19 protein-coding genes and 1 pseudogene are annotated in these 24,968 nt (G+C 43.2%); all 20 read right to left on the bottom strand.

Annotated features, from left to right (window positions below; genetic code table 11):
• Positions 1 to 31: 31 nt before the first annotated feature.
• The gene (locus H5181_RS04115) at positions 32 to 1,177 is read right to left on the bottom strand and encodes an ABC transporter permease (protein ID WP_182750294.1); all 1,146 of its coding nucleotides are present in this window, start codon (positions 1,175 to 1,177) and stop codon (positions 32 to 34) included.
• Positions 1,174 to 2,346 carry an ABC transporter permease gene (locus tag H5181_RS04110; protein ID WP_182750293.1) on the bottom strand — a complete coding sequence of 391 codons (1,173 nt, stop codon included), beginning with the start codon at positions 2,344 to 2,346 and terminating at the stop codon, positions 1,174 to 1,176. The genes H5181_RS04115 and H5181_RS04110 overlap by 4 nt, the downstream gene beginning before the upstream one ends.
• A gap of 12 nt (positions 2,347 to 2,358) precedes the next feature.
• Positions 2,359 to 3,348, bottom strand: a complete 990-nt coding sequence (locus H5181_RS04105; protein WP_182750292.1) for an HlyD family secretion protein — start codon at positions 3,346 to 3,348, stop codon at positions 2,359 to 2,361.
• Complete coding sequence (locus tag H5181_RS04100; protein ID WP_259396937.1) at positions 3,338 to 4,771, bottom strand: TolC family protein; 1,434 nt, start codon at positions 4,769 to 4,771, stop codon at positions 3,338 to 3,340. The genes H5181_RS04105 and H5181_RS04100 overlap by 11 nt, the downstream gene beginning before the upstream one ends.
• A 183-nt stretch (positions 4,772 to 4,954) precedes the next feature.
• Positions 4,955 to 6,403, bottom strand: coding sequence for a metalloprotease TldD (gene tldD / locus H5181_RS04095; protein ID WP_059747763.1), 1,449 nt, complete (start codon positions 6,401 to 6,403; stop codon positions 4,955 to 4,957).
• Between the two features lie 95 nt (positions 6,404 to 6,498).
• The gene (locus H5181_RS04090; protein WP_182750291.1) at positions 6,499 to 7,329 is read right to left on the bottom strand and encodes a carbon-nitrogen hydrolase family protein; all 831 of its coding nucleotides are present in this window, start codon (positions 7,327 to 7,329) and stop codon (positions 6,499 to 6,501) included.
• Complete coding sequence (locus tag H5181_RS04085; RefSeq protein WP_182750290.1) at positions 7,253 to 11,533, bottom strand: YhdP family protein; 4,281 nt, start codon at positions 11,531 to 11,533, stop codon at positions 7,253 to 7,255. Before H5181_RS04085 ends, H5181_RS04090 begins: the two co-directional genes overlap by 77 nt.
• Positions 11,533 to 13,023 (bottom strand): ribonuclease G, encoded by a 1,491-nt coding sequence (gene rng / locus H5181_RS04080; RefSeq protein WP_182750289.1) that lies wholly within the window; start codon positions 13,021 to 13,023, stop codon positions 11,533 to 11,535. The genes H5181_RS04085 and rng overlap by 1 nt, the downstream gene beginning before the upstream one ends.
• Positions 13,024 to 13,104: 81 nt before the next feature.
• The gene (locus tag H5181_RS04075) at positions 13,105 to 13,692 is read right to left on the bottom strand and encodes a nucleoside triphosphate pyrophosphatase (protein ID WP_182750288.1); all 588 of its coding nucleotides are present in this window, start codon (positions 13,690 to 13,692) and stop codon (positions 13,105 to 13,107) included.
• Positions 13,693 to 13,749: 57 nt separating this feature from the next.
• Positions 13,750 to 14,241 carry a rod shape-determining protein MreD gene (mreD, locus tag H5181_RS04070; RefSeq protein ID WP_011639151.1) on the bottom strand — a complete coding sequence of 164 codons (492 nt, stop codon included), beginning with the start codon at positions 14,239 to 14,241 and terminating at the stop codon, positions 13,750 to 13,752.
• A complete protein-coding gene (gene mreC, locus H5181_RS04065) occupies positions 14,238 to 15,194 on the bottom strand; it encodes a rod shape-determining protein MreC (protein ID WP_182750287.1) in 957 nt (318 codons plus the stop codon). The genes mreD and mreC overlap by 4 nt, the downstream gene beginning before the upstream one ends.
• A 63-nt stretch (positions 15,195 to 15,257) precedes the next feature.
• Entirely contained in the window at positions 15,258 to 16,307 is a 1,050-nt protein-coding gene (locus tag H5181_RS04060) for a rod shape-determining protein (RefSeq protein WP_011639153.1), read from the bottom strand.
• Between the two features lie 192 nt (positions 16,308 to 16,499).
• Complete coding sequence (locus tag H5181_RS04055; RefSeq protein WP_182750286.1) at positions 16,500 to 20,831, bottom strand: DUF6701 domain-containing protein; 4,332 nt, start codon at positions 20,829 to 20,831, stop codon at positions 16,500 to 16,502.
• Positions 20,821 to 21,276 (bottom strand): MSHA biogenesis protein MshP, encoded by a 456-nt coding sequence (locus H5181_RS04050; protein ID WP_182750285.1) that lies wholly within the window; start codon positions 21,274 to 21,276, stop codon positions 20,821 to 20,823. Before H5181_RS04050 ends, H5181_RS04055 begins: the two co-directional genes overlap by 11 nt.
• Positions 21,266 to 22,093, bottom strand: a complete 828-nt coding sequence (locus H5181_RS04045; protein ID WP_182750284.1) for a PilW family protein — start codon at positions 22,091 to 22,093, stop codon at positions 21,266 to 21,268. Before H5181_RS04045 ends, H5181_RS04050 begins: the two co-directional genes overlap by 11 nt.
• A complete protein-coding gene (locus H5181_RS04040) occupies positions 22,093 to 22,626 on the bottom strand; it encodes a prepilin-type N-terminal cleavage/methylation domain-containing protein (protein WP_182750283.1) in 534 nt (177 codons plus the stop codon). Before H5181_RS04040 ends, H5181_RS04045 begins: the two co-directional genes overlap by 1 nt.
• Entirely contained in the window at positions 22,616 to 23,098 is a 483-nt protein-coding gene (locus tag H5181_RS04035; RefSeq protein ID WP_182750413.1) for a type II secretion system protein, read from the bottom strand. The genes H5181_RS04040 and H5181_RS04035 overlap by 11 nt, the downstream gene beginning before the upstream one ends.
• Before the next feature lie 284 nt (positions 23,099 to 23,382).
• Positions 23,383 to 23,886: a type II secretion system protein gene (locus tag H5181_RS04030; RefSeq protein ID WP_182750282.1), complete on the bottom strand. Its 504-nt coding sequence runs from the start codon at positions 23,884 to 23,886 to the stop codon at positions 23,383 to 23,385.
• Positions 23,887 to 23,951: 65 nt separating this feature from the next.
• The gene (locus H5181_RS04025; RefSeq protein ID WP_182750281.1) at positions 23,952 to 24,557 is read right to left on the bottom strand and encodes a prepilin-type N-terminal cleavage/methylation domain-containing protein; all 606 of its coding nucleotides are present in this window, start codon (positions 24,555 to 24,557) and stop codon (positions 23,952 to 23,954) included.
• 109 nt (positions 24,558 to 24,666) lie between these two features.
• A pseudogene (locus H5181_RS04020) lies at positions 24,667 to 24,968 on the bottom strand (hypothetical protein); the annotation flags it as partial.

The raw sequence follows: 24,968 nt of genomic DNA, 5'->3' as shown, positions 1-24,968 counted from the left end.
TGATAGAACCAACCTAGCATCTGTAGGTCTTCTATGATGTAACACTAACGCTTTTCTGTTTACGTGCTATAGCGACTATGGCCATCGTGACGAAGACTGCAAACAAGCCCCATAATTGTAACCATTTAGGCATTACCGCCGACCAACCTGCTCCTAATTGATTTAACTCGAGCATCCCCATAATCGCTGGAACAGCTGGGATAACTTGAGATGCTAATACTAATGGTTCTGGAATTAATGCAATCGGCCACACAAAACCTGACACAAATAAAATCGGCATAGACACCAGTAAATACAATTGGGTAGGTAATTCCCGACGATTAAATAAACTACTGAGATAAATACCTAGCGATCCTGTGGCTAATAAAAAGGGCAACATAAATAATCCGACCTCAACCACCGTTGCAACCACGCTCACTTTGTACCAATAGAAACAAAAGCCTAAATAAAAACTACTAAATAGTGCGTAAATCATCATAAACACACTTAACCGTGCAAGCACCAAGGTTACTGGACGTACTTGCTGCCAATAACCGGATTTGCGCCATTGGCCTGCGCCCAAGATACCGGTGCCAATTAATAACGTTTGATGCAGAATTAATAAGAATAATCCCGGCACCACATACGGTGTGTAGCCTAAACTGGGGTTAAACGCTGGAACTGAATTAATATTGACAGAATTAACCGCTTGCAGGGCAAGTTGGGGATTTTGACCGCGAGCCAACAAACCAATTAACTGCACTTGTTTACTTGCATCTATGCCTGCTGACACTAGGCCTTCAGCTACGGCAGAATAAATCAGAAAGTAGCTCGCATCGCCGCCGTAACTTAATGTTGCGCCCTTACCTAGCAATAAATCGCGTCTAAAGTTAGCCGGAATAACCAATAACCCATGTGCTTTACCTTGATCGATCCACGTTTGTGCTTGATCAATACTGTTTACATTAGCGAGTATTTTTATCTTAGCACTGGCATCTGCGTGGCGAGTCACCAGCCTACTGAGTGACGAATTATCATGATCAACCACCACGACCTGTTGCTCTGTCGGCACCTGATTCAAATACGGTAACGGATACAGAACCGAGTAAAATAACACTCCACCAAATAGCGTCATCACAATCGCTTTGTCAGCCAATATAGCTTTGCATTCTGCTACGATTAATTGCCAGAAGTTCATCGGTTGACCTCCAGATTAACCGGGAGACTAACTTGACCCTGTGGCGGTATTTTCTGCGCCTGACGGCCCAGCACATAAAGCAAAGGCAATAACAGTAAAAAGCCCCAATAAGAACTGATTTGAGTCAATACTTGCGGCAAGCCAACACCATAGCTGACGACGCTGACATGAGAGTCGATATAGTGACTCGATGGCATCACCAACCGCCACCATTTAGCCAATATGGGCATATCGTTTACCGGGAAGGTTATCCCCATAAACGCAAATGCTGGAGCAAATAATGCGGTACAGAAACTGACCGTGCGAGCACTGTCACGCATAATCATAAAAATAACCAACACTAACAACCACAATGCCATGAGCATGAATGCCTGAGCCAATAGCAATAACCATAATGAACCCGACACGGGCAAAGCTAAATAGTGGTATAACCACACTAAAATAAAGCCACTATGCACGAGCATTATCGGACTATAAAATAACACTTTAACCCACACTTTTGGCCAAATGTTTCGGGCTAAATAATAGCGTTCACCTTGAGGAATAAGCTCAACATTAACACTATTAACAAAAACCAACATCGACAGTAATTGCCATAATGCAATCAATATCGGCGGGACTAAAAAACCAACATAGTTATTATTTCGGTTAAATAACGCCGTCGTTTGGTTACTAATAGGCGTTAAGCTCACATCAACAGTGGCTTTATTTGCGCCTTTAAGTAATAGGCTCACCTCGCCAATTTGCGTTAACCCCTCTGCAAGGCTGAGTTGTAGCTGGCTGGATAATAACTTTCCCACTAACAAAAATTGGCTGTTATAGCGAATATCAATAGTAGGTTGTTTTGATGTGAGTAAATCTTTTCTGAGCTGGTAAGGTAAAATAACTAGCCCGTATACTTGCGCTTGACGCATAGCTTCAATCGCCGCGGCTTCATTGGCAAATGAGCGGGGGGCAATCACGGCATTAGCCGATAATTGCCTTGTTAGCATGCGGCTAATTTGACTGTTATCTAAATCAACTACGGCAACGGGGAGCTGCCTTGGCAAGCCCGCACTGAATAACCACCAAAGTGCGATCACGCCAATTAGCGGAATATAGCTAACCAAAGCCAGTTGCCATGGCGAATGCCACAACGCTTTACATTCACGCCTGAATAAATGCCTCATCAGCAAGCCTTATTAATGTTCGGCAAGCTTATCGGCACGAAACAACACCGACATTCCAACTCGCAAGTCGGCAATTTTTTGCTTAGGTGTAAGTTCAACTTCGAAGGTACGCATATCAAAGTCGTGGCCGCTCTCGGTCGAGCGCCAAGTTGCAAAGTTACCCATGACACTCACGTGTGACACGGTAAATTCGACTTGCTGCTGTAATGCTGGAATATCTAACATGACGGTTTGATCTTGCTTAAATTGCAACAATTGATCTTCTCGAACTTGCAACACAGCCCACGCATCACTCATATCAATAATGCTCACCACCGGAAAACCACTCGGCGCAAGCTCACCAGCTTGTAATAATACTTCACTCACCTCAGCTTTTTTAGGTGAGCGCATTTGGCTGTCGGCTAAAATGGCATTCACCTCGTTAACCGCGCCTTCTGCCATACGAGTTTTACCTGCTGCTGCGGCTTTAGTTTCAACCCGGGCGCCTTCATTAGTCATTTGATACATAGCATAAGCTGCTTGCTCGGTATATTTAGCGGCTTGCCATTGGGTATAAGCTTCATCGCGCTTTTGCCGTGCAACAACACCTTCATCAAATAAGTTTTCGATTCGTTGATACGTTTTTAGGCTGAGTTCGGTCGCAGCTTTCGCTTTTAACCATTGCTCTTTAGCCGCGGTAACTTGTTGCTGCCTTGCACCGTTATTAGCTTGTTGTTGCATAGCGGTTGCAGCTTCAAGACCGCCTTGAGCCTGTAGTAGCTTGGCATCTAATTCTGGGCTGCTGATAGCAAACAAAATATCATCCACATCGACTTGATCGCCTTTGCGAACTAAAACTTGCTCAACTCGCCCCGGAACTTTAGACGAGATATTATATTCACGAGCTTCGATTTGCCCTTGTAACACTGTCGGTTGAGGCGTAAAAGCCAGCTTTACGCCGTATCCTAACAATAATATAAGCAGCACGAATGCGACCACCGCGATGATCTTGTTAGCCCGCATTAGCAGCCCCTTGAAATTGAGTTCGGTTAATAAATTCTTCTACTTGACCACTAATGGCCATCACTTTGGCGTAGGCTTGCATATAACGATATTTAGCGCCTAACTGCTGAGTTTTAACCGCAGTTAAGCTTAACTCAGCATCGATTCTATCAATTGAAGTGGATAATCCTTGGTTAAAGGACAATTCTCGCAAACGTAAATTCTCGGTCGCTAATGCTAATGACACATCCAGCGCATCCGCTTCTTCTTTAGCTTGCAGCATCTGCCGATAACTCTGATCAATCAGCAAACTTAAATCTTGTTTGGTTTGTGCTTTAGTATAACGCGCTTGCAGCAAAGCACTTTTCGCCGCTTGCACTTTTCCACTGCGACCATCACGGCTAATCAGCGGTATGCTCATCCCAACTCCCACCATCCAGTCGGGCTCCACTTGGGAAAATAAACTGTCATCTTCATACAAGGTGTAGTTACCGTATAAATACACCGTGGGATAATAACTACCCTTTTCTAAGTCGACTAAACCATTGGCTTGGGCTTCTTTAGCTTCGAGTAGTTTTAACGCCGGATGCTGAGTTAATGTCAGCTGGCTAAGGCGTGGCAATGAAGGTTGTTGTTCAAGTAAAAACAGTGCCGAAATAGGATCGACCGACGGTATGTGTAACATCCTTGCTAAAGCAATTTCGGTCATTTCGTATTGACGCTTGGTTTTACCCCAGTTTACTTTGGCATTTTCTAACGCGACTTGGGCATTTAAGCGTTCAACTTTGGCGATTTGCCCTTGTTGCTCTAATTTTTGCGCATGATTGACATGCAAGGTTAACGAGTCCACCAGCTGCTTTTGGGTATCGACTAAAGTTTTTGTCACCGACACGGCATAGTAGCGATCAACTAGCAGAAGAAACAACTCACGCCGAGCTAGGGCAAATTCTTGTTCTCTCTCTGAAACTTGGGCAGCATGTATTCCTTGGGCTGCAGTAATTTTACCGCCGGTATAAATGGGCCACATGGCTTGTAAGCTGGCACGAAACACATCTTGTTCGGTAAAAGGAGTGACAAAAAGAGAACCCGGAATACTCGCTAGAGCACTGCCAAGCGCCGGTGGCAATGTACTGCTATCAAGCACCGCAAGTGGGTTTAAATCTCGTAAATCTAGTTCGATAGGTTTTTCGAGGCGAGTATAGCTGCCAGCAATATTAAGTGATGGGTAATTTAACGCATCGCCTGCATCTTCTTCCGCTTTGGCGCGGTTGACTAGCTGAGCTTTAGCTTGAAGCTGATCACTCACTTGCGCCAATTGCTGCCAAGCATGACTAAAGGTAACGGGTTCAGCAAAGACACTAAGATGGACAAATAAAACACTGAAACACAGCGCAAAGTTCACTCGTTTGCGACAATATGTACTGATATGATGTTGTGCAAACATAAACACCCCTAGGGTTAACACTCTAATTTTTGATGGATAATAACGTAGTTCCGTTATTATCACAGTCGCTAGATCATAAAGTGAATATTCACTTACTTACATAAGCTTGTGAATGCAGTTTAGATCACAATAACTCACTGAGCATAAACACTCAGTGAGTTGCCAACACAATGAAGGGGGGTGTTAAGCGGTGCCACCAACCGTTAGACGATCAATTTTTAGAGTAGGCTGGCCAACACCAACGGGCACGCTTTGTCCGTCTTTACCGCACACGCCAACGCCTTTATCTAAGGCTAAGTCATTACCGACCATTGAAATGAGTCCCATGGCTTCAGGGCCATTACCAATTAAGGTCGCGCCTTTAATTGCCTGAGTCACTTCACCGTCTTCAATCAAATAGGCTTCGGAAGCAGAGAACACAAACTTACCAGAGGTAATATCGACCTGTCCGCCACCAAAGTTAGGCGCATAAATGCCTTTTTTAACGGACTTAATAATGTCGGCAGGGTTTGACTCACCTGCATTCATATAAGTGTTGGTCATGCGCGGCATTGGTAAATGTGCATAAGATTCACGGCGACCGTTACCTGTAGGCTCTTGCCCCATTAAGCGGGCATTTAACTTATCTTGCATGTAACCTTTTAATATACCATTTTCAATTAAGGTGGTTTTTTGACTTGGCACGCCTTCATCATCGATGCTTAATGAACCGCGACGATTTTCTAAGGTACCGTCATCCACGATGGTCACTAAAGTCGACGCCACTTGCTGGCCCATTTTACCGCTAAATGCACTGCTGCCTTTACGGTTAAAGTCACCTTCTAAACCATGGCCAACAGCTTCATGCAGTAAAACACCAGGCCAACCATTACCTAACACCACGGTCATTTCACCGGCGGGTGCATCAATAGCATTGACATTAACTTGTGCTTGGCGCACTGCTTCGCGGGCAAACTCAAAACTCTGCGGTAAGCCAGCTTCATCGGTGGCCAAAAAGGCGCTGTAATCATGACGACCGCCACCACCAGCACTACCACGTTCGCGCTTACCCTTGTCTTCTAAGATAACACTACAGTTAAAGCGCACTAATGGACGAATATCAGCTGCTAATGTTCCGTCACTGGCGGCAATCAATATTTCTTCATGTACGCCAGATAAACTCACGACTACCTGAATAATTCGGCTGTCGAGGCTACGAATATAAGCATCGGCTTGCTTTAACAAATCGATTTTCTTCACTTCGTCCATAGCAGCAATGGGATCGGCACTGTCATACAATTTATGGGCTGTTTGACGTTTAAAAGCTTGTACTTTATGTTGCTCACCAGCACTGGCGATACCGCGAGCCGCTTTTGCTGCTGCATCTAAAGCTGCTGGGGTAATTTCGTCAGCATAAGCAAAACCAGTTTTTTCACCGGTAATGGCACGCACACCGACTCCGCGCTCAATATGAAAGCTGCCTTCTTTTACAATGCCATCTTCTAATACCCAAGACTCATGGCGACAAGCTTGGAAATACAGGTCTGAAAAATCGATATTGTGTTGATGAATGGTATTTAAGTAACCTTGCAGTCCATCTAAGGTTAATCCATCTTGCAATAAACTCTGCTCTACTTGGGTTAAAAATGGCATTAAAACTCTCTTTTTTAATTGGTAACGCGTACTGCGAATTTAGTTTCTGTCAGGCTCGTTCAGTGTTATTTCAACCAGTATTATTTAAATCAGTGTTATTTCAGCTGCGGCTCTAAAAATCGATTATGGCCTATCACCGGCATTTGTTGACGAATACGCCGTAGTTCCGTTAAATCGACTTTAGCTTGTACCCAGCCGCATTCAGTAGCTTGCTCTGCAATCACTCGGCCCCATGGGTCGACGATCATACTGTGACCCCATGTTTCTCGACTGCCTTGATTATGTTGTCCCCATTGGCCCGCTCCCAGCAAATAACATTGAGTTTCAATGGCTCGGGCTTGTAATAACACCTGCCAATGCGCTTCGCCAGTGACTTTGGTAAAAGCAGAAGGTAACGCAATGTAGTCTGCTCCGGCTAAGCGCAACGCTCGAAACATATCGCCAAAGCGGATGTCGTAACAAACAGCTAAGCCGACCTTGCCAAAAGGGGTGTCTATGACACAAATACGATCACCGGGATGAAAAGTATCACTTTCGCGGTAAGTCTTGGTGCCATCAGCCACCTCAACATCGAATAAATGCAGTTTATCGTAATGACCTAGGGTGACGCCATGATCATCAAAAAAATAACAGCGACTAAAGACTCTACCATCATCAGCGCACATCGGAATGGTGCCTGCAATAAAGTAAACTTGGTATTGTTTCGCCATTGCCGCTAATGCGTCTTTGAGCTCACTTTGATGCTCGCTGCCAGCATGTTCAAGTTGCTGGCTTTCATGGCCACCAAACAATAAACAACACTCAGGTAACACCACTAATTGTGGTTCATTGGCAACCCTAGGTAAGTCTTTAAGCTGCGAGTCGACAAACGCGAGATTGGCTTTGACATCGCGACTGCTTTGACATTGTAATAAGCTGATTTGCATTTCTCACTCCTGGTAGCATAACGACATTAGTTGCTGGCTCGGCTAAAGTTTTGCGTATTCGATCAACTTCAGTGTCGGTCGCTGACGGTTGATTTGCATCAGATGAATTATCGATATCTGGCATAAGTTGCGTGGATGGCGAACTTCTTGGTAGCGATTTATCTTCCGCTTCACGACTGTTATCGCCACGCTGAACATCTGCATCAACGTTATTTTCTGCTTTACTGTCTATGTTAACCTTGGCTTTAGTTCCAATAATCGTCTCTACACTGGTCTCATCCGCCTGCGGCAAAATAGCTTTAGGTATTTCGATTTCTTTACTCTTACGCTCAAGCTCTTCAAGCTGTGGGTTGTCCATGGTACCAGTGACTCGGAAACGAATTTCAGAGATAATTTCAATAACCGGCTCTAACACTTTCGTTAGGGCAAACGCCCCTAAGCCCAAGGTCCATGCACTCGTACTCAATAACACCACGGTTGGCACACTTGACGCAAGTTGTGGTACAAAACGAATATCATAATTCAAGCTTTGGGTAGTTAGGTCGGTATAACCTCTTACTCGCATATTACCTGCAATGGCATCCATTTCAGTGTCGGTGGTTTTAACCACACCATTATCAATCGTCAGATTACCGTTAAAGGTATTGAAATATAAACCTTCGCCGAACACATCCGAAAAATCTAACGATAATTTACGTAATAACGAATCTAAACTAAATAACGAAAACACTCGGGCGCCTTTATCACTAATTTCTGATAAATGACCTTTGCCCAAATCAAACTTAAGTTGGCCATTTAAAGTATCTAGGGTGAAGTGATAAGGCGCACCTTGCCAAGATAACTGACCAGAGAGATCCAGTGGTGCATCTTGTAGCCCAGGGTTAATTTTTAACATCGTCGATAGGTCATCAAACTTGTCAGCCTGTAAATCAACCTCAAATAGGGTTTTATCGGTTCCATTTTCGACAGACCATAAGCCATTGGCCTGTAATGCTACCGTCGGCTTTGTGATGGAAATAGTTTGAAATTGGTAGCCTTGCTTATGTGGTAAACCTTGCAACACTAAGTGGCCTAGAGATAAATCATTAACGCTAAAGTCATCCACATCTACGGCTAAAGTAGGCAGATGTTCTAGCATCGAAGTTGGTGCTAACGCAACGGTTTCAGTACCACTCACGACTGGGGAAAAATGCAGCTTTTTCGCAACCACTTTGATGCCTTGATCGCGCCAGTTAGGATAAAAATCAATACGCCCTTCAAACTGTTGTGAATCAGCATCAACACGCCACACATGTTCAGTGGGTTGAGCATCAAAATGCAGTTTATCAAATGATTGTCCCAATACATTTAATTGGGCGATGTTGGCATGAATACCGGCTAATGTGGGAAATGCAGGTGCTTTAGCGTCAATCGATGAGGTGGTATTTTGTTGTGCCGCAGCATCAGGTAGCTCTGCAGCCGATAATATACGGTCGCGTACTGATGAGGTGATCACTTCAGGTTCTGCGGTAGCACTAAAGCGATTAATAAGCGGAAGCCATTGCGCTAAATCTACTTTTGGCATATCTAAATGTAGATGCCCTTGTTGCTTATTTAAGTTATCACCTAGTCTAAAGTGACGACCAATCATGACATCATAAAAGGCAAGCTGACTGCCACTATCAGCATTAAATCCACCCCAAAACTCCACATCATTACCCAGTTTAATGCTCAATGATGACTGTTTGTTATCGCCAATAAGATCTGCGCTCAGTTTTCTCGGCTCGTCTGCCAATTTTTGATAAGGCATAGGTAAATCCAATGACGTACCGATAAGATCAGAATTAGCGGAGACTTGTAAACTATAACCACTTGGGTCAAAAATCATGGTTAACCCGCCATTCCAGTCTAGTTGTCCATGATACGTTTCTGTCAGTGGGTTATCTAAACTGGCAGGCAGAGCATCAAGATCCCATTTACCACGCATATCGACATTCAATGCTAAATTGCTGTTGTATTTTCCGGTTTTTACGCTAAACGTTAACGGTTGCTGAAATAATCGAGCCTTAATATTTTTACCTTCAATCAATTGATTCACAAAGCTCACTTGACCAGATACACCCTGTAAATCTAAGCCGGGTGTGCTAATAAACACTGGATTATTATTAAGGGTAACTTGGCCTTTAATTAATTGTTCACCCCCTTCATATAAGGGAATGGAAAGATCTAATGTGGTATTAATTTGCTTTTGGATCTGCACCACGTCTAACGTTGCCCCGACAGAATCCTGCAATGAAGAAGCATTAATCACCTTGGTGGCGGCTTGCGCATCGGTAGTGATATCTGCTTCAACTCTTAATAAAGATTCTTTACCAAGATGTGGAATAGAAACTCGTGCACCATCCACCACCACGTTATCGAGTTTGCCCTGGTCAATATGCAAATCCATCATGTCATTTTCAAACAATGCAGAAAGCGTTAGCGAACTAACGGCAGGCCAATCTGGTTGGAATTTAAAGATGCCTTTATCAAGGGTAAAGTCGGCTTGAAATACGCCACTGCTGTCTTGATAAGGGTAATCGCCTAATGCACCATGCCAAACGACTTGCGCATCGTTAATCTGCCCTGCCACTAAACCATCATTAAGGTAGGTGATTAAATTAGGGCTCATCGCCATTAATGGAAAATAACGCCCAAGATGGGAAACATCATTTATAGTGATATGGGCCGCTAAGCCCATATGTGTTTGCTGGGAAAACTCCAGATTCAAACCGGCTTGCAGGGCAATATCATCATTAATAAATTCAATATTAGGTACTGTTAAGCGTTGCTCGTCGAGATTATAACGCCCCGTAATTGGGCTGCCGCGCAGTGCAATAGGTTGACTAAAATCACCGCTAAAATCGAGCGAATATTCCTGCTCTGGTAATGCAAATTCAAGTTGATTATTGGCCCAGGTTAATTGAGCATCAATAGGGCTAATACCAGGTATTGATTGATAAGGTTGCCACTGTAACTGCTGTAACTCGACTTTGGCGATAATAGGTTTGTCGGCCGATTTATACAGCCTCATCGGCCCAATTAGCCCTTGAGGATTGAGTTGTTGCCAAATGTTCACTTGCTGCTTACCCAAATCGGGCACTAACGGTAACATTGGAGTTAAGTTTGCAGGAACAATCTGGTTAGCATAACCAAAAAAATCCCCCTCGCGACTACCTATGGCCAACGTCAATGATGGCCAAGTTTGATCGTTAGTCGATAAATCTAAATCGTGACTGTCGATTTTCCAGCCATCCGGTTGTGGTGTCCATTGCAATGAACCAGAGTTAATTGCAAACTTTTGCTGAGTGTCGGCATCGTGCCATTGTAGCCAACTCGGTTTAAAAACCAATATACCATCACGAATTTGACGATTGGCGAATGTCATCCACGCATCGAGGTTTATCACACCTTGAAATTCAATATTGTCGGTGTTTGTTTGAGCGGTATGCTGCCTAGAAGCCCATTCACCTAAGTCTAATGAGTCTGCGGTAACATAAAGCTGGCCTGCTACAGTATCGGGTTGATAACCATCACCAGTAAGGTCAATGCGTAATGTTAATTGCTCTTGCTGCGACTTAAGTTGATCTACGTGGATCATACCTTGTGCTTGGTGACGATTAGCGGTGTTTTGCCATAGCAGATTATCGATAAAGATCGGTTGATAAGCATGTTGCTTACTCACCAGTTGTAGGGACGCGTCGGTAATTGAAAAATGCCCCAGCTGTTCTAATAACAAACCATATAACCAATCAAGATTAGCTTTATCGCCCACTGTAGGCTGGTCCTCACTAGCGGTTAACTCATCAAGGTTTAACGCCACTTTAACGCCATCAAATACCACAGTTTCAATCTGTGGGCTTAAGGTGAAAAGCGACTGCCAAAAATCGAGTTTGATATGCACGTTGTCGCTAATTACGGTAATCGGTAGATTATCTTGTGGTGGTAAGACTAAATGATTAACGGTAAGTGCTGGCCCAAAAGCTTGCCACTCTGCACTCAGTTTATCCATCTGCACATGCAGTTGGTATTCGCTTTCAAGATAATGAATTAACTCAGTACGGACTTCAGGAATATGAGGCAATAAACCACGAATAAGGCTCACTACCAGTGCAAAAAGCACTAGCGCGATAGCCAAAATTTGCCAACATAATCTGTTGATAGTTACTGCCTGAGTTGTCGACACTACATCATCACCACATCATATTTACTTTGAATGTATAACGGTTCATTTTGCAAACGAATACGCTTACCAATGTAGACTTCTAATTCTGCCAGCAAATGCGATTCATCACCACTAAAGCTCATATACACCGCCGGCGAGCAATAAAGCAAAAATTCATCGGCTTTATATGCTCGGTCTAAACGGATAATCTCTCGAAAAATTTCATAAGACACGGTTTCAATCGTTTTCATGGTGCCGGTGCCTTTACAGGAAGGGCATTCACCACACACGACATGTTCTAAACTTTCGCGAGTACGTTTACGGGTCATTTCCACTAAACCTAAGCCCGAAAAACCACTGACACTTGTTTTGACGCGATCTAACGCCAATGCTGCATTTAAACTTTCTAGCACCCGCGCTTGGTGTTCCTTACTTAACATATCGATAAAGTCGATAATGATAATCCCACCCAAATTACGTAATCGTAGTTGTCTTGCAATTGCTTGAGTGGCTTCAAGATTAGTATTGAAAATGGTTTCTTCTAAATTTCGATGGCCAACAAATGCGCCGGTATTAATGTCGACGGTAGTCATGGCTTCAGTTTGGTCAATAATTAAATAACCGCCAGACTTGAGTTCAACTTTACGGCCCAAAGCCCGTTGAACTTCGTTTTCAACATCGTACAATTCAAAGATAGGTGCAGGGCCAGCATAATGCTCAATTTTATCTGCAATTTCAGGCATAAACTCTTGCACAAACTGTTGAAGTTCGGCATAAGTTCGGCGCGAATCGACTTGAATATGGTCAAGATCGGTTCCGACAAAATCACGAATGATCCGCACTGGTAAGGCTAAGTCTTGATACAGTAATGTGACGCCTTTACGCTTACGACGTTCGCTGACTTTAGCCCACACCCGGCGTAAAAAAGCCGCATCTTGAGCAAGCTCATCTTCACCCACATTTTCCGCAGCGGTACGAATAATAAAGCCGCCGTCATCATCAACATAAGGGAGAGTAATATTTTTAAGGCGTTGCCGTTCGTCTTCAAGCTCAATACGTTGTGATACGCCTACATGGCTAGAACCAGGCATAAAGACTAAATAACGTGAGGGTAAGGTAATGTCAGTAGTGAGGCGGGCGCCTTTGGTACCGAGTGGGTCTTTGACCACTTGCACCATAATGTCTTGCCCTTGACGCACGAGCTCAGCAATATCTCGTACCACAAAGTTGCCTTTTTCGACATCAGCAACGCATTCAGTATGAGGAACAATATCTGAGGCATGTAAGAAAGCGGCTTTATCTAAGCCAATATCCACAAACGCGGCTTGCATACCTGGGAGAACACGGCTAATTTTACCTTTATATATATTGCCGACCAAACCCCGTTTCATACGACGTTCGATATGCACTTCTTGTAAAACACCATGCTCGACTAATGCTACACGCGCTTCAGTTGGCGTGACATTGATAAGTAATTCTGTGCCTTTTTTACGTTGTGCTTTTATGTTCATAAGCCACCAGTATTCGGGTCATGCTCCAATCGTAATATTGACAGCAGTTGCACCACCGTAGATGACCGATTAAAGCAAAGGTTAAGTTTGCTGCATCATGCAGGCTAATAATTCACGTGTTTCAACTAACGGTAGACCGACCACAGCAGAGTAACTGCCAGTAATTGATTTAACAAAACAACCACCCAGTGCTTGTATGCCGTAAGCACCAGCCTTGTCCATTGGTTCACCCGAGCCAACATAAGCATCTATGTCTGCCGCAGATAATTCACAAAAGCTCACTTGGGTACGACATAGTCGATTAAAGGTATGTTCACCGTCTGTTAATGCTACCGCGGTCATCACTTCGTGAGTTTGACCGGATAATAATGCCAGCATACGCTTGGCATCATTTTGATCTATTGGTTTGCCTAATATCAGACCATTTAACACCACTATCGTATCAGACCCCAGAACTTGAGGCTTAACCACATGACCGCTAAGCGCTAGACCCGCTTGGGCTTTTTCAAGTGCGAGGCGACAAACATACTGCTCTGCGGTTTCAGTCGACAAAGGTGTTTCATCAATATTGGGTGCGACGAGCTGAAATGAAAAGTCGAGATGACTAAATCCTGCTTGTGCCAATAATTCTTTTCTTCTTGGTGATGTTGAAGCCAGTACCCATGCCATCGGTCATTTACTCTAATTAGTGTACATTAAAATCATACTCACTTTAGTGCGTAAGGATTAACGTACTTTATAATGGCGGCGCATATTGCGTAACACCCAAAACACCCACCACCAAATAAATAAACTCGAAATAGCGGGTAAAAACATGTCCACATTAAATGGGGCTGCGCCTACAACAACAAACTGCACCCAAAATATCACTGCATGATAAATACAAATAAAACAAGCAACTAGTAACGACTGTTGCCAGCGAGGATAGTTACGTAACTGTTGGCACAACAACACCACAATATAAATCACTAATGATAATGCTAATGAACGGATCCCTAGATGAGCTCCCAACAACACATCAAGCATCACCCCTAACAACCACGCAGTGAGAATACTGTAACGATGCGGTAGCGCCATGGCCCAATACATCATCACCATCAATAGCCAATCAGGTCGCCAGGCTTCTACCATTTTTGGCAACGGCATAATCTGAAACATCATCCCGATGAATAAGGTCAGCCATACCACTAAGCGACCATTTGCAATATGTGCGCTCATTGGTTTACCTCGCTTGTTACTGGTGTAGTGGTTGTTTCTACGGGTTGAGGTTGGGGATCTGAAGAATTTGCAGTGGCAGCTGCTTTATCTGCCGCTTCTTTTATTAATTCTTTTACGTCATTAGGCAGCGTAAACGGTTTGGTTTCATCAGGCCAAATAAGCAACACGTATCGAATACGATCTAGCGCAGCCAAAGGTTGAGCATAAATCACGGCATAACTCTGGCCATCATCACGCGACACACTGATAACACGCGCGACGGGATACCCTTCAGGAAAACGATTACCCAAGCCTGAAGTAACTAATAAATCACCCACTATAATGTCAGTACTTTTAGCCACATGACGCAGTTCAATTTGATCAATATCACCCATGCCATTCGCTATTGCACGCACATCGTTACGGGTAACGCGTACCGGAATACCATGCGTGGTATCTGACACCATCAATACTCGACTGGTAAACTCACTCACTTCAACCACCTGCCCCACAACACCTTGGGCATCAACTACAGGTTGACCAACATAAATGCCGGTTTGCGAACCATGATTTAACACCACAAATTGACGAAATGGGTCACTGGCAACTTCCATGACCTCAGCCACCATTTTACGAGAATCCATGTGCACGGGCGAACCGAGTAATGCGCGTAAACGCTCATTTTCTTGACGAACATGCTCAAAACGTTGTAAACGTTCTGACATAACCAGTTGTTGGCGTAATAATTCTTTGTTTTGCAGTTCAAGCATATTGCGGGTGGCAAATGCCTCGGCCGACCAGTCGAGCATCACCCCTGGCACATTGGCTAAATACTGTAGAGGACTTAATATTGAAGATAAAGATTGGCGTATTGGGTCTAGGCGATTATTGGTCATAAGTAATGCCACCGACAATATAATTGCCAGTGTCAATCTAAATTGACTCGATACGCCACGAACGAAAATTGGTTTCATAAATTGTTCGCAACTTTGTTAACCCATAAAACGTCATTAACAAAGCCGCTCAGCAGTTGATAATTAGTTCTCTTCAGAGAACAAATCACCACCGTGCATATCAATCATTTCAAGGGCTTTACCACCACCACGAGCAACACAAGTCAGTGGATCGTCAGCAACCATAACGGGAATACCCGTTTCTTGCATTAATAAACGGTCCAGGTCACGTAATAACGCTCCACCACCAGTTAATACCATGCCACGTTCAGAAATATCTGAAGCTAGTTCTGGAGGTGATTGCTCAAGGGCAACCATTACCGCGCTCACAATGCCAGATAACGGCTCTTGTAATGCTTCTAGGATTTCGTTGCTGTTTAAGGTGAAACTTCTTGGCACACCTTCAGCAAGGTTACGACCGCGCACTTCAATTTCAAGTACTTCGTCACCAGGGTATGCGGTACCAATAGTATGCTTAATACGTTCAGCGGTTGCTTCACCAATTAAACTACCGTAGTTACGGCGCACATAATTGATAATAGCATCGTCAAACTTATCTCCACCGATACGCACTGATGAAGAATACACCACGCCATTCAATGAAATAATCGCGACCTCGGTAGTACCACCACCAATATCGACAACCATAGAACCGGTCGCTTCAGATACGGGCAAACCGGCACCAATCGCCGCAGCCATTGGCTCTTCAATTAGGTAAACCTCACGAGCACCCGCGCCCATCGCTGATTCACGAATAGCTCGGCGTTCAACTTGAGTCGCGCCTACCGGAACACACACGAGTACACGAGGACTAGGACGGAAGAAACTGTTGTTGTGCACTTGTTTGATAAAGTGCTGAAGCATTTTCTCGGTAACATAAAAATCGGCAATTACGCCGTCTTTCATTGGACGAATAGCTTGAATATTACCAGGCGTTCTGCCTAGCATTTGTTTTGCCTCTCTACCGACTGCAGCAACTGACTTTGGCCCATTGCTATTGCGTTCGCCGCGAATGGCAACCACTGAGGGTTCGTTCAACACGATGCCTTCATCGCGAACATAAATAAGAGTGTTTGCCGTACCTAAATCGATGGATAGGTCGTTAGAAAAAATGCCGCGCAGCTTTTTGAACATGTATCAGGCCTGTATTCTGTGAAATCAGAAGAAGAAAAATCAGCTAACTTTATCAATGACACCCCCATTCTACAAGACCGAACAGGTTAACAATTGCTAATCTGACGTTTTTTTTTATAAAAGTATCTAAAAAAATGCTAATCGGTCAAATTTAATCCTAAAAAGCGTAAAAGAGATGCTTTTTTATTCGGATTATTGATTCACCTCACGCCAATAAATGATCTTATCATGTCCTCGGTAGCGACCAAAGTACGCACTTGCTCTTGGATCATAGAGTTGAGTCGGACTTGCTTGGTCCCAATACCATTTAAGCCAATCCTCCACTTGTAGCGGTGCAGTCACTTGACCCCGATATGCTGCAGAACCGGTGTTTTGCCATAATAAAGGGAGCTGACCACTGGTCATCGGAATGTTCACGGTACTGTTGCCATCACTGCGGGTAACCGTTTGGCCAGAAGTTAATAATGGTGTGTATATTTCGCTGCCATCAAGCGGATCGATAACTTGAGTACAGCTATCACTAATGTTCGTTACCCAAGTACTACCATTCCAATATTGGGCATACGTTGGCATGCGTAAAATTTCATTTTCAGGGCCATAAGTATTGTCCATCACCACTCTGCCATGACGAAAATCCTGAGTCGACAACAGTTTCGCGTTGCAGTTACTATTATCAGCACAAATAGCACTGCTGTTGGCTCGCATATCTGGTGATGCAATAAACGACCAGTCACCATCATTATCAAAAGCTTGCACACCAATAGCTAACTGACTAAATGGTCCATCAACACTTGGGGACACTGTACGACTAAAATTAGCTTGATAAGATAATCCTACGTTTGCTTCACCCAACGCCCAAGACCCAGCATTAATAGGTAGAGTGCTTAATCTGCCACTCAAATCTACACCATTGTTAATGTTTTCACCCACAAGGTTTGCAGTACCTTTAGCAAAAGCACCTTGATAATTTTTGGTGATATAAGTACCGGTATTAAATGCGCTCAAAGTCAACGTCAGGCCAAAAGGTTGATCCATGTAAGTAAAGTTACCGCAAGATGGCAACACACTTGAACTACTCACAACAAATCGGTCTGGCACAAAGCGACCCATGGTAGGTGATACAGCGAGTGGAATATCATGAAAATTCGAACCCAAATAGCCAAGTGGTGGGTTAGCTGTAAACTGAAACACACCAACTTCGGTTACCGACTGAGACACGGTATTACTGTTAGTGGTTTGCGCAACATGATTGTATCGCGATGAGCCCACAGCACCCAACACTCCTCCGAGCGGATCAATCAATTGATGGCCTAACTCAATTTTTTCATGGGCGTAATTAGGGGTATTTAAATTATCACAGTAATTTGTGTCACCATCCACTTGCCATGCTTTGCCTTGAATAATTAGATCAAATGACTCGCCTGCTTTTTTATATGGATTATAAATACCGTTATTTTTAGACCACTGTGCAGCATTATCTTTGGGGGTAACGCATAAACCTACCGGAAAGCTCACAAACTGATCTGAACCAACCATCACCAAGCCTTGTTCATCACCTGTGCCAGTAAACTTTGCATCTAGCTGCATTTTTCCTGCATCTGGATAGTTAACAATAATATCTGCTTTACCTTCTGCATCAAATGCCAACGCAAGCGTGGTTGCTGCACTACTCTGTTTACCCACCACGGTACTATTTACTGTTAATGACTGGCCATTAATTGGATTGATGGGGTCGATATAAGAGCTCCAAAAATTGACATTTTTAGTGGTTTTGGAAAACAGAGGTACGCACTGTTGAGTGATATCTGAGGTTTTCACTGCACTAATAGTAATGTTGTCAGTTGGCTTGTTTGCCAGCTTATCTGGCACAACAAAAATAAAACCGCTCTCGGCAAAGCTTAAGGTACAACTTGCTGTAGTTAGCCCTCCCGAACCACGGCGGCACAAGGTGTTACTGCCTGCTATGGTTGAAGGAATGGAAGATGTTACCCCAATAGTGGTTGGCGTAGTCACATTGTTGCGTAAAGCGACCGTTGCACTGCCATTTTCAAACCTCACTACATTTGTTTTACTACCGTCGACATACCAAGCACCATTGGAATTAGGAGCAAGCGACAAATTAGCCTCTACGGGATCAGTAAACAAATTACATACCGCATCTTTACAGGCTCTGACCGTCATGGTTTCGGCCTTACAGGTAAACGGCGAGCTGGTATAGTCAAACTCAAAATGATGAATTTGTTGACCGACTGGATTGGATTTAAGGGCACAAACCTTAAAGTTATCCATCTCATGATTATTGTTAGAGCCACCCGTAGAGCCAGTTATAGATAGGTAAAAATCTTTAGGGACAGGAGCTTGCCCCGAGAAACTTAATGCATCAAAAGGAGCGATTAAAGTCACGAAGTCAGCTGGATTATCTCTATTTAACGTATCACGCAGCACAGACACCATCGCTTTGCCTGGTGTTCGCGAATCGATGATGATTTTATATTTATGGTTTGGCTGAGCACTGGCCGTATTGCGCACATCAATTCTGGGGGAAATGTTGGCATTAGTACCTGTTAGATATTGGTAATTTGTGCCTGAGGAACCACGGATAGCCACCGCCTGACTTCTAAAGCCTGGTCCACCCACTTTACCTTCATTGGGGCTAGAAAAATTACCATACTCATCCAGTGCGATACCTAACCAACCACCAGCAAAACCGGGAGTGCCGTTGTTACGCTGGGCATATCCTAAGGCACCACCAAAACTGCCAGGCTGAGGAGTAATACTGGCATCGGACAAGATAATTGCAATGCCGTCAGCCCCTGTGCCACTTAGACTCGACCAAGCATAATAGTCAAACTCCAGCTCAACTAAATTATTCGCAGCAGGGAATAATCGCTGATAAGTACTGGATGTCGCTTGATTACCGCTAGCAGAGGTAAAACGCAGACGCCCTTCTTTTATTGAGGGCGGTAATGAAGAGCCTAAGACCTTGAGCGCCCAATCATCACCAACATCAGAACGCGTAAATTCGTCACGAAAACAAACTAAGGTGTCTACTTTTTTCTCAAAAGCCACAAAACTGTAATTCTCCCAACGATGTTTGCGGTCGTTATCTCTAAAAGTATCTTCGTCAACGACCATACTCACTTTGTCGTTAGTCAACTGACAACGACGAAGCCAGCCGCCATCGCCACCTAAGCGGCTATTTTTACCCGCCACCAACATAGGAGCATTAGTAAACCCCTTTAATTCGGTCGTTACAGCACATTGATCTGTAATATCCTTAGTGCCGTTATCCGTAAACGTTTGCGCTTGACCAAAGTGGTAATTGGTTTCTACACCATTTAAGGTCATGGTACCGCTAGCCGTTGTACCGCTAGGGGTGCTCAACGATAAATAACCAATGGTTTCATTTTGAATTGAATTGTTATTTAAATTATCTGGTTGACATCGACTATTGCTATAAACCTCTGACGCATCTAATGCAAGTTGAATTCCTGTGCCCGTAAACTCGGAGGTACTCGTTAACCAACAGTCATTATTCTGAGTTTGAATCTGATTCAACACCACATCTTGGGTAGCAGGTAAAGTAACAGAGGTATAAGGGGCACTGGAACCAAATATAGCCTGATCATAATCAACTGAACCTGCAATTAGTGTTACGTCGTCTGGGAGTTCATAAGTGCCAGCTGTGACGGCTATCCAGTGTACTTCAGGCATTTCAGTCGATTTCACATAACGGTTTGTGGTTGAACTAGGTTCTTTTTTAGACCAAGTAAAACCTTGATTAGAAACACTGCCAAGGAATACCGATGCAGGACCATCGTTGTTACTTTCTTCGGTGGTTGGCATTAAGAAAATTAATGGTGTGACGGCAGTGGGAAATGCTGCGTCAAATGTTACATATGTTGAGCCGCTGCCAGATACAGTAGATTTACCATATTGAATATGAAATTCCGCTACATCCGTATCACACATACCATTAAAATTTGCATTATTAATAGACTGAGAATCAACGCTACTATTGCCTGAAAGAATCAAGGCTCCACCAGCCCCGAGAGCTCCAGTAATTTTACTATTTCCCGACATAGAAACAGAGCCTGCCACATACACGATAGCATTGATGTTATTGTTACCAGATATATTTAATGACCCTGCCACATAAATAATCAGGTTTCCCGAGCTTCCATCTAAATTGATATTTGCGTTATGCAAATTTAGGTTATTAAAATATAAACGCGCTGTTGCCCCCGAGGTTTTAATCACAGCTTTATTTTCAAAATTACCATTATTATAATCATAGTCCCCAGGCTGGAATTGATTTCCACCATCTCGATTACAAGTCTTTGAATCACAGCTTAAATCTGATAATGGAGGGACTAGAATGCCTGACGGCAAAACTAATCCAAAAGGAAAATGGTCACCTGAAGGTGGGTCGGTAAATATGCTATCACATTGAGGTGCTGCAAAAACTTGCCAAGGCAATAACAGCCAACAAACCAATAAAATAAAACCAAGATTATTGCGCACGAGCTTCTACCTCCACTTGGCGACTGACTCGTAAACACGTTGAACTGTTTGAGTTTCCTGCACAGTTACCCGTTTCGCATACTGCTAAACTATTAATTCGATATTGAACAACACTGCCAACGTTGGCGGTGTTACAACTAACGGTGACACTACAATTATGGAATCCAACGTTGTTATTTGGCGGAGTCCATGTAGAGCTAATACTAGTACAAGTTGCCACAGTGCCATCAACCGGAAATAACTCAGCCAGCGCGGCATCTGCACCACTATTGGCACTAAATAAAGCTCGAGTGCCCCACACTTCCATGTTCACGGACTCATCAGCATCACCAACAATACGAATTAAACTCGCGGCAAGTAAAAACATCACCGTTAGCACAAACACCCCAATGATGAGTGCGCTACCTTGTTGTGAATGTTGGGTTAATTTCAGCTTAGGGAACATTCATCACCTGCACTTGATGTTGATATTGAAATGTTTCGCCATTAACGCTAAATAGTGGCTGTAAATGCACTATAGCATTGGTCATTAGTGTAGATGGCGTTAGAATCACCGCGGGATTAACCGCTAAAACATTAGCGACATTTTGAGCCATTAACACCCCATTACCCATCGCAGCGGGTGCAGGCTGATTGACCTTATAACCATAGTTTTGGTATAGACGCAGCTCAACATTACTGGCATTGTTAACAAAACAGTAGCTCAATGGACTGTCGGCAACGTATAAGCGTTTTAATGCAGAGGCCTCTGTAAAGCGGACACTTTGGGTTAAGGTAATGGTAAGCTGGTCACCTAATTCAGTGACACTTTGCACAATAAATCGTTTCGCCGTTGTCCCTTGAGGGTTATAAATTTCTGCTGTGGTAAGTGGATATATCAGCACTGACTGATTGTTAACTATTGGACGAATACTTTTAATTGCTGTTAAATTGTTTTGCGCCGCTTGCGGCGCAAACGGTGCATTAATATAAGACGTACTGGCTGCAATAGGCAACAACTCCAAACATTGAAAACTACCATCAACTGCGTCTAACGTTCGCATACTGTTGGGCACCGCACGTCGAATATCCCGTGTCATCCGTTCAATGCCAAAACGGCTTTGACTGAGTACTTGATCCACAGCACTCGATTCGACAAAAATTCGGGTGCCAAAAATCACAAAACTACTCAACCCAACTACAACAATGCCTAAAATTAAAATAACCGTAACCATTTCAATTAAAGTGAAACCCGCAGATTTACCTTGGTTGCTAAGTGACATTAGTAATTACTCCTTACCGCTTGGTAAGTGATCACTTCATTGGCAGGCGTTGTTACTGCTACGGTAATTAATTTCTGTCCTTGAGTAGCAGCGTCAAGATACTCAACTGACACTTGCAACTGATAGCGAGGATAAGCTTGGGTATACGCTTGGCTTGAGTCGAGCATGTTATCGTCTTCATCCAAACCATTATAATCATCAACGTCGTTGAACATATTGCGGGTTTCTTCAGGGCCAAGTAAACCCGCTGAAGTACAAGTAATACCACCAGACACATTACACGCTGGTACACCACCATTAGGATTGGTACTTTGATCATATCGCTTGCCCCAAATCTCATTCATTACCGAATGGGCTAACTCAGCAGATCGAACCCTATGTAGAGTTGCTGCGGCTCTATCTGCTTGGGGAAATAGCATGCTAGTGAGCATCACTATCGCAATGCCGATCACCATCATGCCAATGACAAGTTCGATTAAAGTAAAACCACCAGCAGATTGTGATAGACGATGAAGTTGAATGTTACGGCGCATAAATATACCCCTCAGACTCAACCGCAATGGCTAAGGTTTCATCTGCTACAGCATTAAAGCAATGACCTGAACACGCTGGAGATAACATGCGACCTAAGCTGTCAAAGGTAATCGAAAACGCTTGGCTAGCATTACTGGTTAAGGCTATATGGGCATTGCCACTGAAGGATTGTTGCTGCTCAATACGTACCTGGTTTATACATACGTTGACGGCTCTTCCGCTAAAATGGCGTAACGTATAACCGCTTGATGTCACATCAATTTGATAACACTGATCGGTATTTTGAATGGCTTTAAGCTGGACGTGGCGTAACTCACTAATAAATTCACTGCGTAAACTGTAGGCACTAAAAGATGAATCAGACATCAAACGCGGCAACACCGCCACGGCAAGAATACCAAGCAAAATTATAGTGGTAACCAATTCAACTAAGGTAAACCCAGCTTGAATACTATGTTGTCGATTGATTATAACGATGCCCTCATTTCACTTGATGAACATTAACAACATCAAAATACTCATTAAACCATAACAGTGTCAGTGACTTATACGAACTTATTCAGTATGGCAAAAATAGGCAATATTGTCTGTTTATTTATTAAGTAATATCATCCGTTAGAATGACTAAGATATTTCTAACATTATAAATAAATGATATCTAAACAAAGTCTTTTATTACCATCCAAACTAATACTTTGAATAATGAAATTTCAAAAAAAAACCTGCAAAATGCAGGTTTTTTTTCATTTGAATAATTAACAACCAGTAGTCTTTAATTCATATTTAGGTAACGTAGTCGATGTCGCAGGAGTGTACTCTAAATGACAATCAACAGCTGCAGTTGCTGTTGCGCCTGTACCTGCTGCAGCATATGGTGAACGTGATTGGTAAATTATTGTTGCTGTTGTTAAATTAGCTCCAGCTGTAATAGTCCAATCTGACGCAATGTCTATTTGTAAAGCATCTTCTAAAGATGTTGCATCATTTTGTAAATAGCCATATGCAATCTTTACCGTGTCAGCAGTACTTGAACCAATTTGAACAGTTGTGTCTGCAGTCTTCTCATCGCCAGCAATGGCGGCTTTTGAATAAACTAAAGTATTTGCACCTTGCAAGGATGCTTTTAAACCACTTAACGTAGATTCATAAGCATCACCTTGCAAGTTAATAAACTTAGGCGCTGCCGTTACCGCTAAAATACCAAGAATAATGATCACAACCACTAATTCGATTAATGTAAAACCTTGTTGTTTTTGCATATTAAATAACCTCTATAGAAAATAAATGGGTAAACCAACATCACTGCAAACAGTGATAAACCAAATTAGTTGTTAGTAAATGATACTACCTGACCTGTACCTGCATTATATGTTACACCGTTAGCACCAACCGTGTCTAAATCAGGCGCAGGATCTGCGACACCCGAAGTCTGATTTAGCGCTAAAGTAGCTACTTGATGATAAACACACAAATCTAGACCTGTAACTGTTTGGCCATCAATACTGGTAGACGAACCGCCGACACCATTTTGCATTCTTACGGTATAACGATTATTACGGGCGTCTTGATCGAACAGTACATTTCTTGGAGCATTTTGTAAAACTGAATCAAATACTTCCTGACATGTTTCGTTTGTCATTGAGGTAACATCAGTATTGGTTGTGCCGGTTGGAAAACCAAAACGTGTATCGAGTGATACGCTAGTACCATCTAAAATAACGCTGTTGTTACGACGACCATCAACTTCCCATTGTGCACGTACAAAGCTCACTGCTGTGGCTAAACCACCAGCAACACCATCAACGCTGGCGTCTTCAGCATCATCGGTTACATTTAAAAAACGCGGGATCGCTGTAGCGGCTAATAAACCGAGGATGACAATAACAATGACCAACTCGATCAATGAAAAACCTTGTTGTTTCAATTTCATAATAACTCACTCTTATCTATAGCGCCTACAACAGGAAATAATACTGATTCAGCTATAACTTCACTAATATTAGCAGCTTATTAAAAATTTAACACTAATGGCACAAACTTTATCGGTCACTCATCAAAAAAATAACTCTTCCTGTTTGTAGTTGATAACTTAAACTGGCTTCATTACCTGAATGGTAGCGACAAATGTTCTCATCAGACTGATAATCTACCGCTATATTTAACTCTTGAACATTAGTTGCTAATAAATGGCCCCACAGTTGCTCACAACCTTGGACATCATTAGTATCAATGGTTGGCCAACCTTGATCAGACATAGAAATCCAATTATCGGTGCCAACCAAATCGGTATCAGTATCTATAGCATCTATTTTACTCGCAGCGTCTTGTAATACAGCATTGT

The sequence above is a fragment of the Shewanella sp. SG44-2 genome (assembly GCF_014164215.1).
GTDB lineage: Bacteria > Pseudomonadota > Gammaproteobacteria > Enterobacterales > Shewanellaceae > Shewanella > Shewanella frigidimarina.
This window is presented reverse-complemented; position numbering and strand designations above follow the sequence as displayed.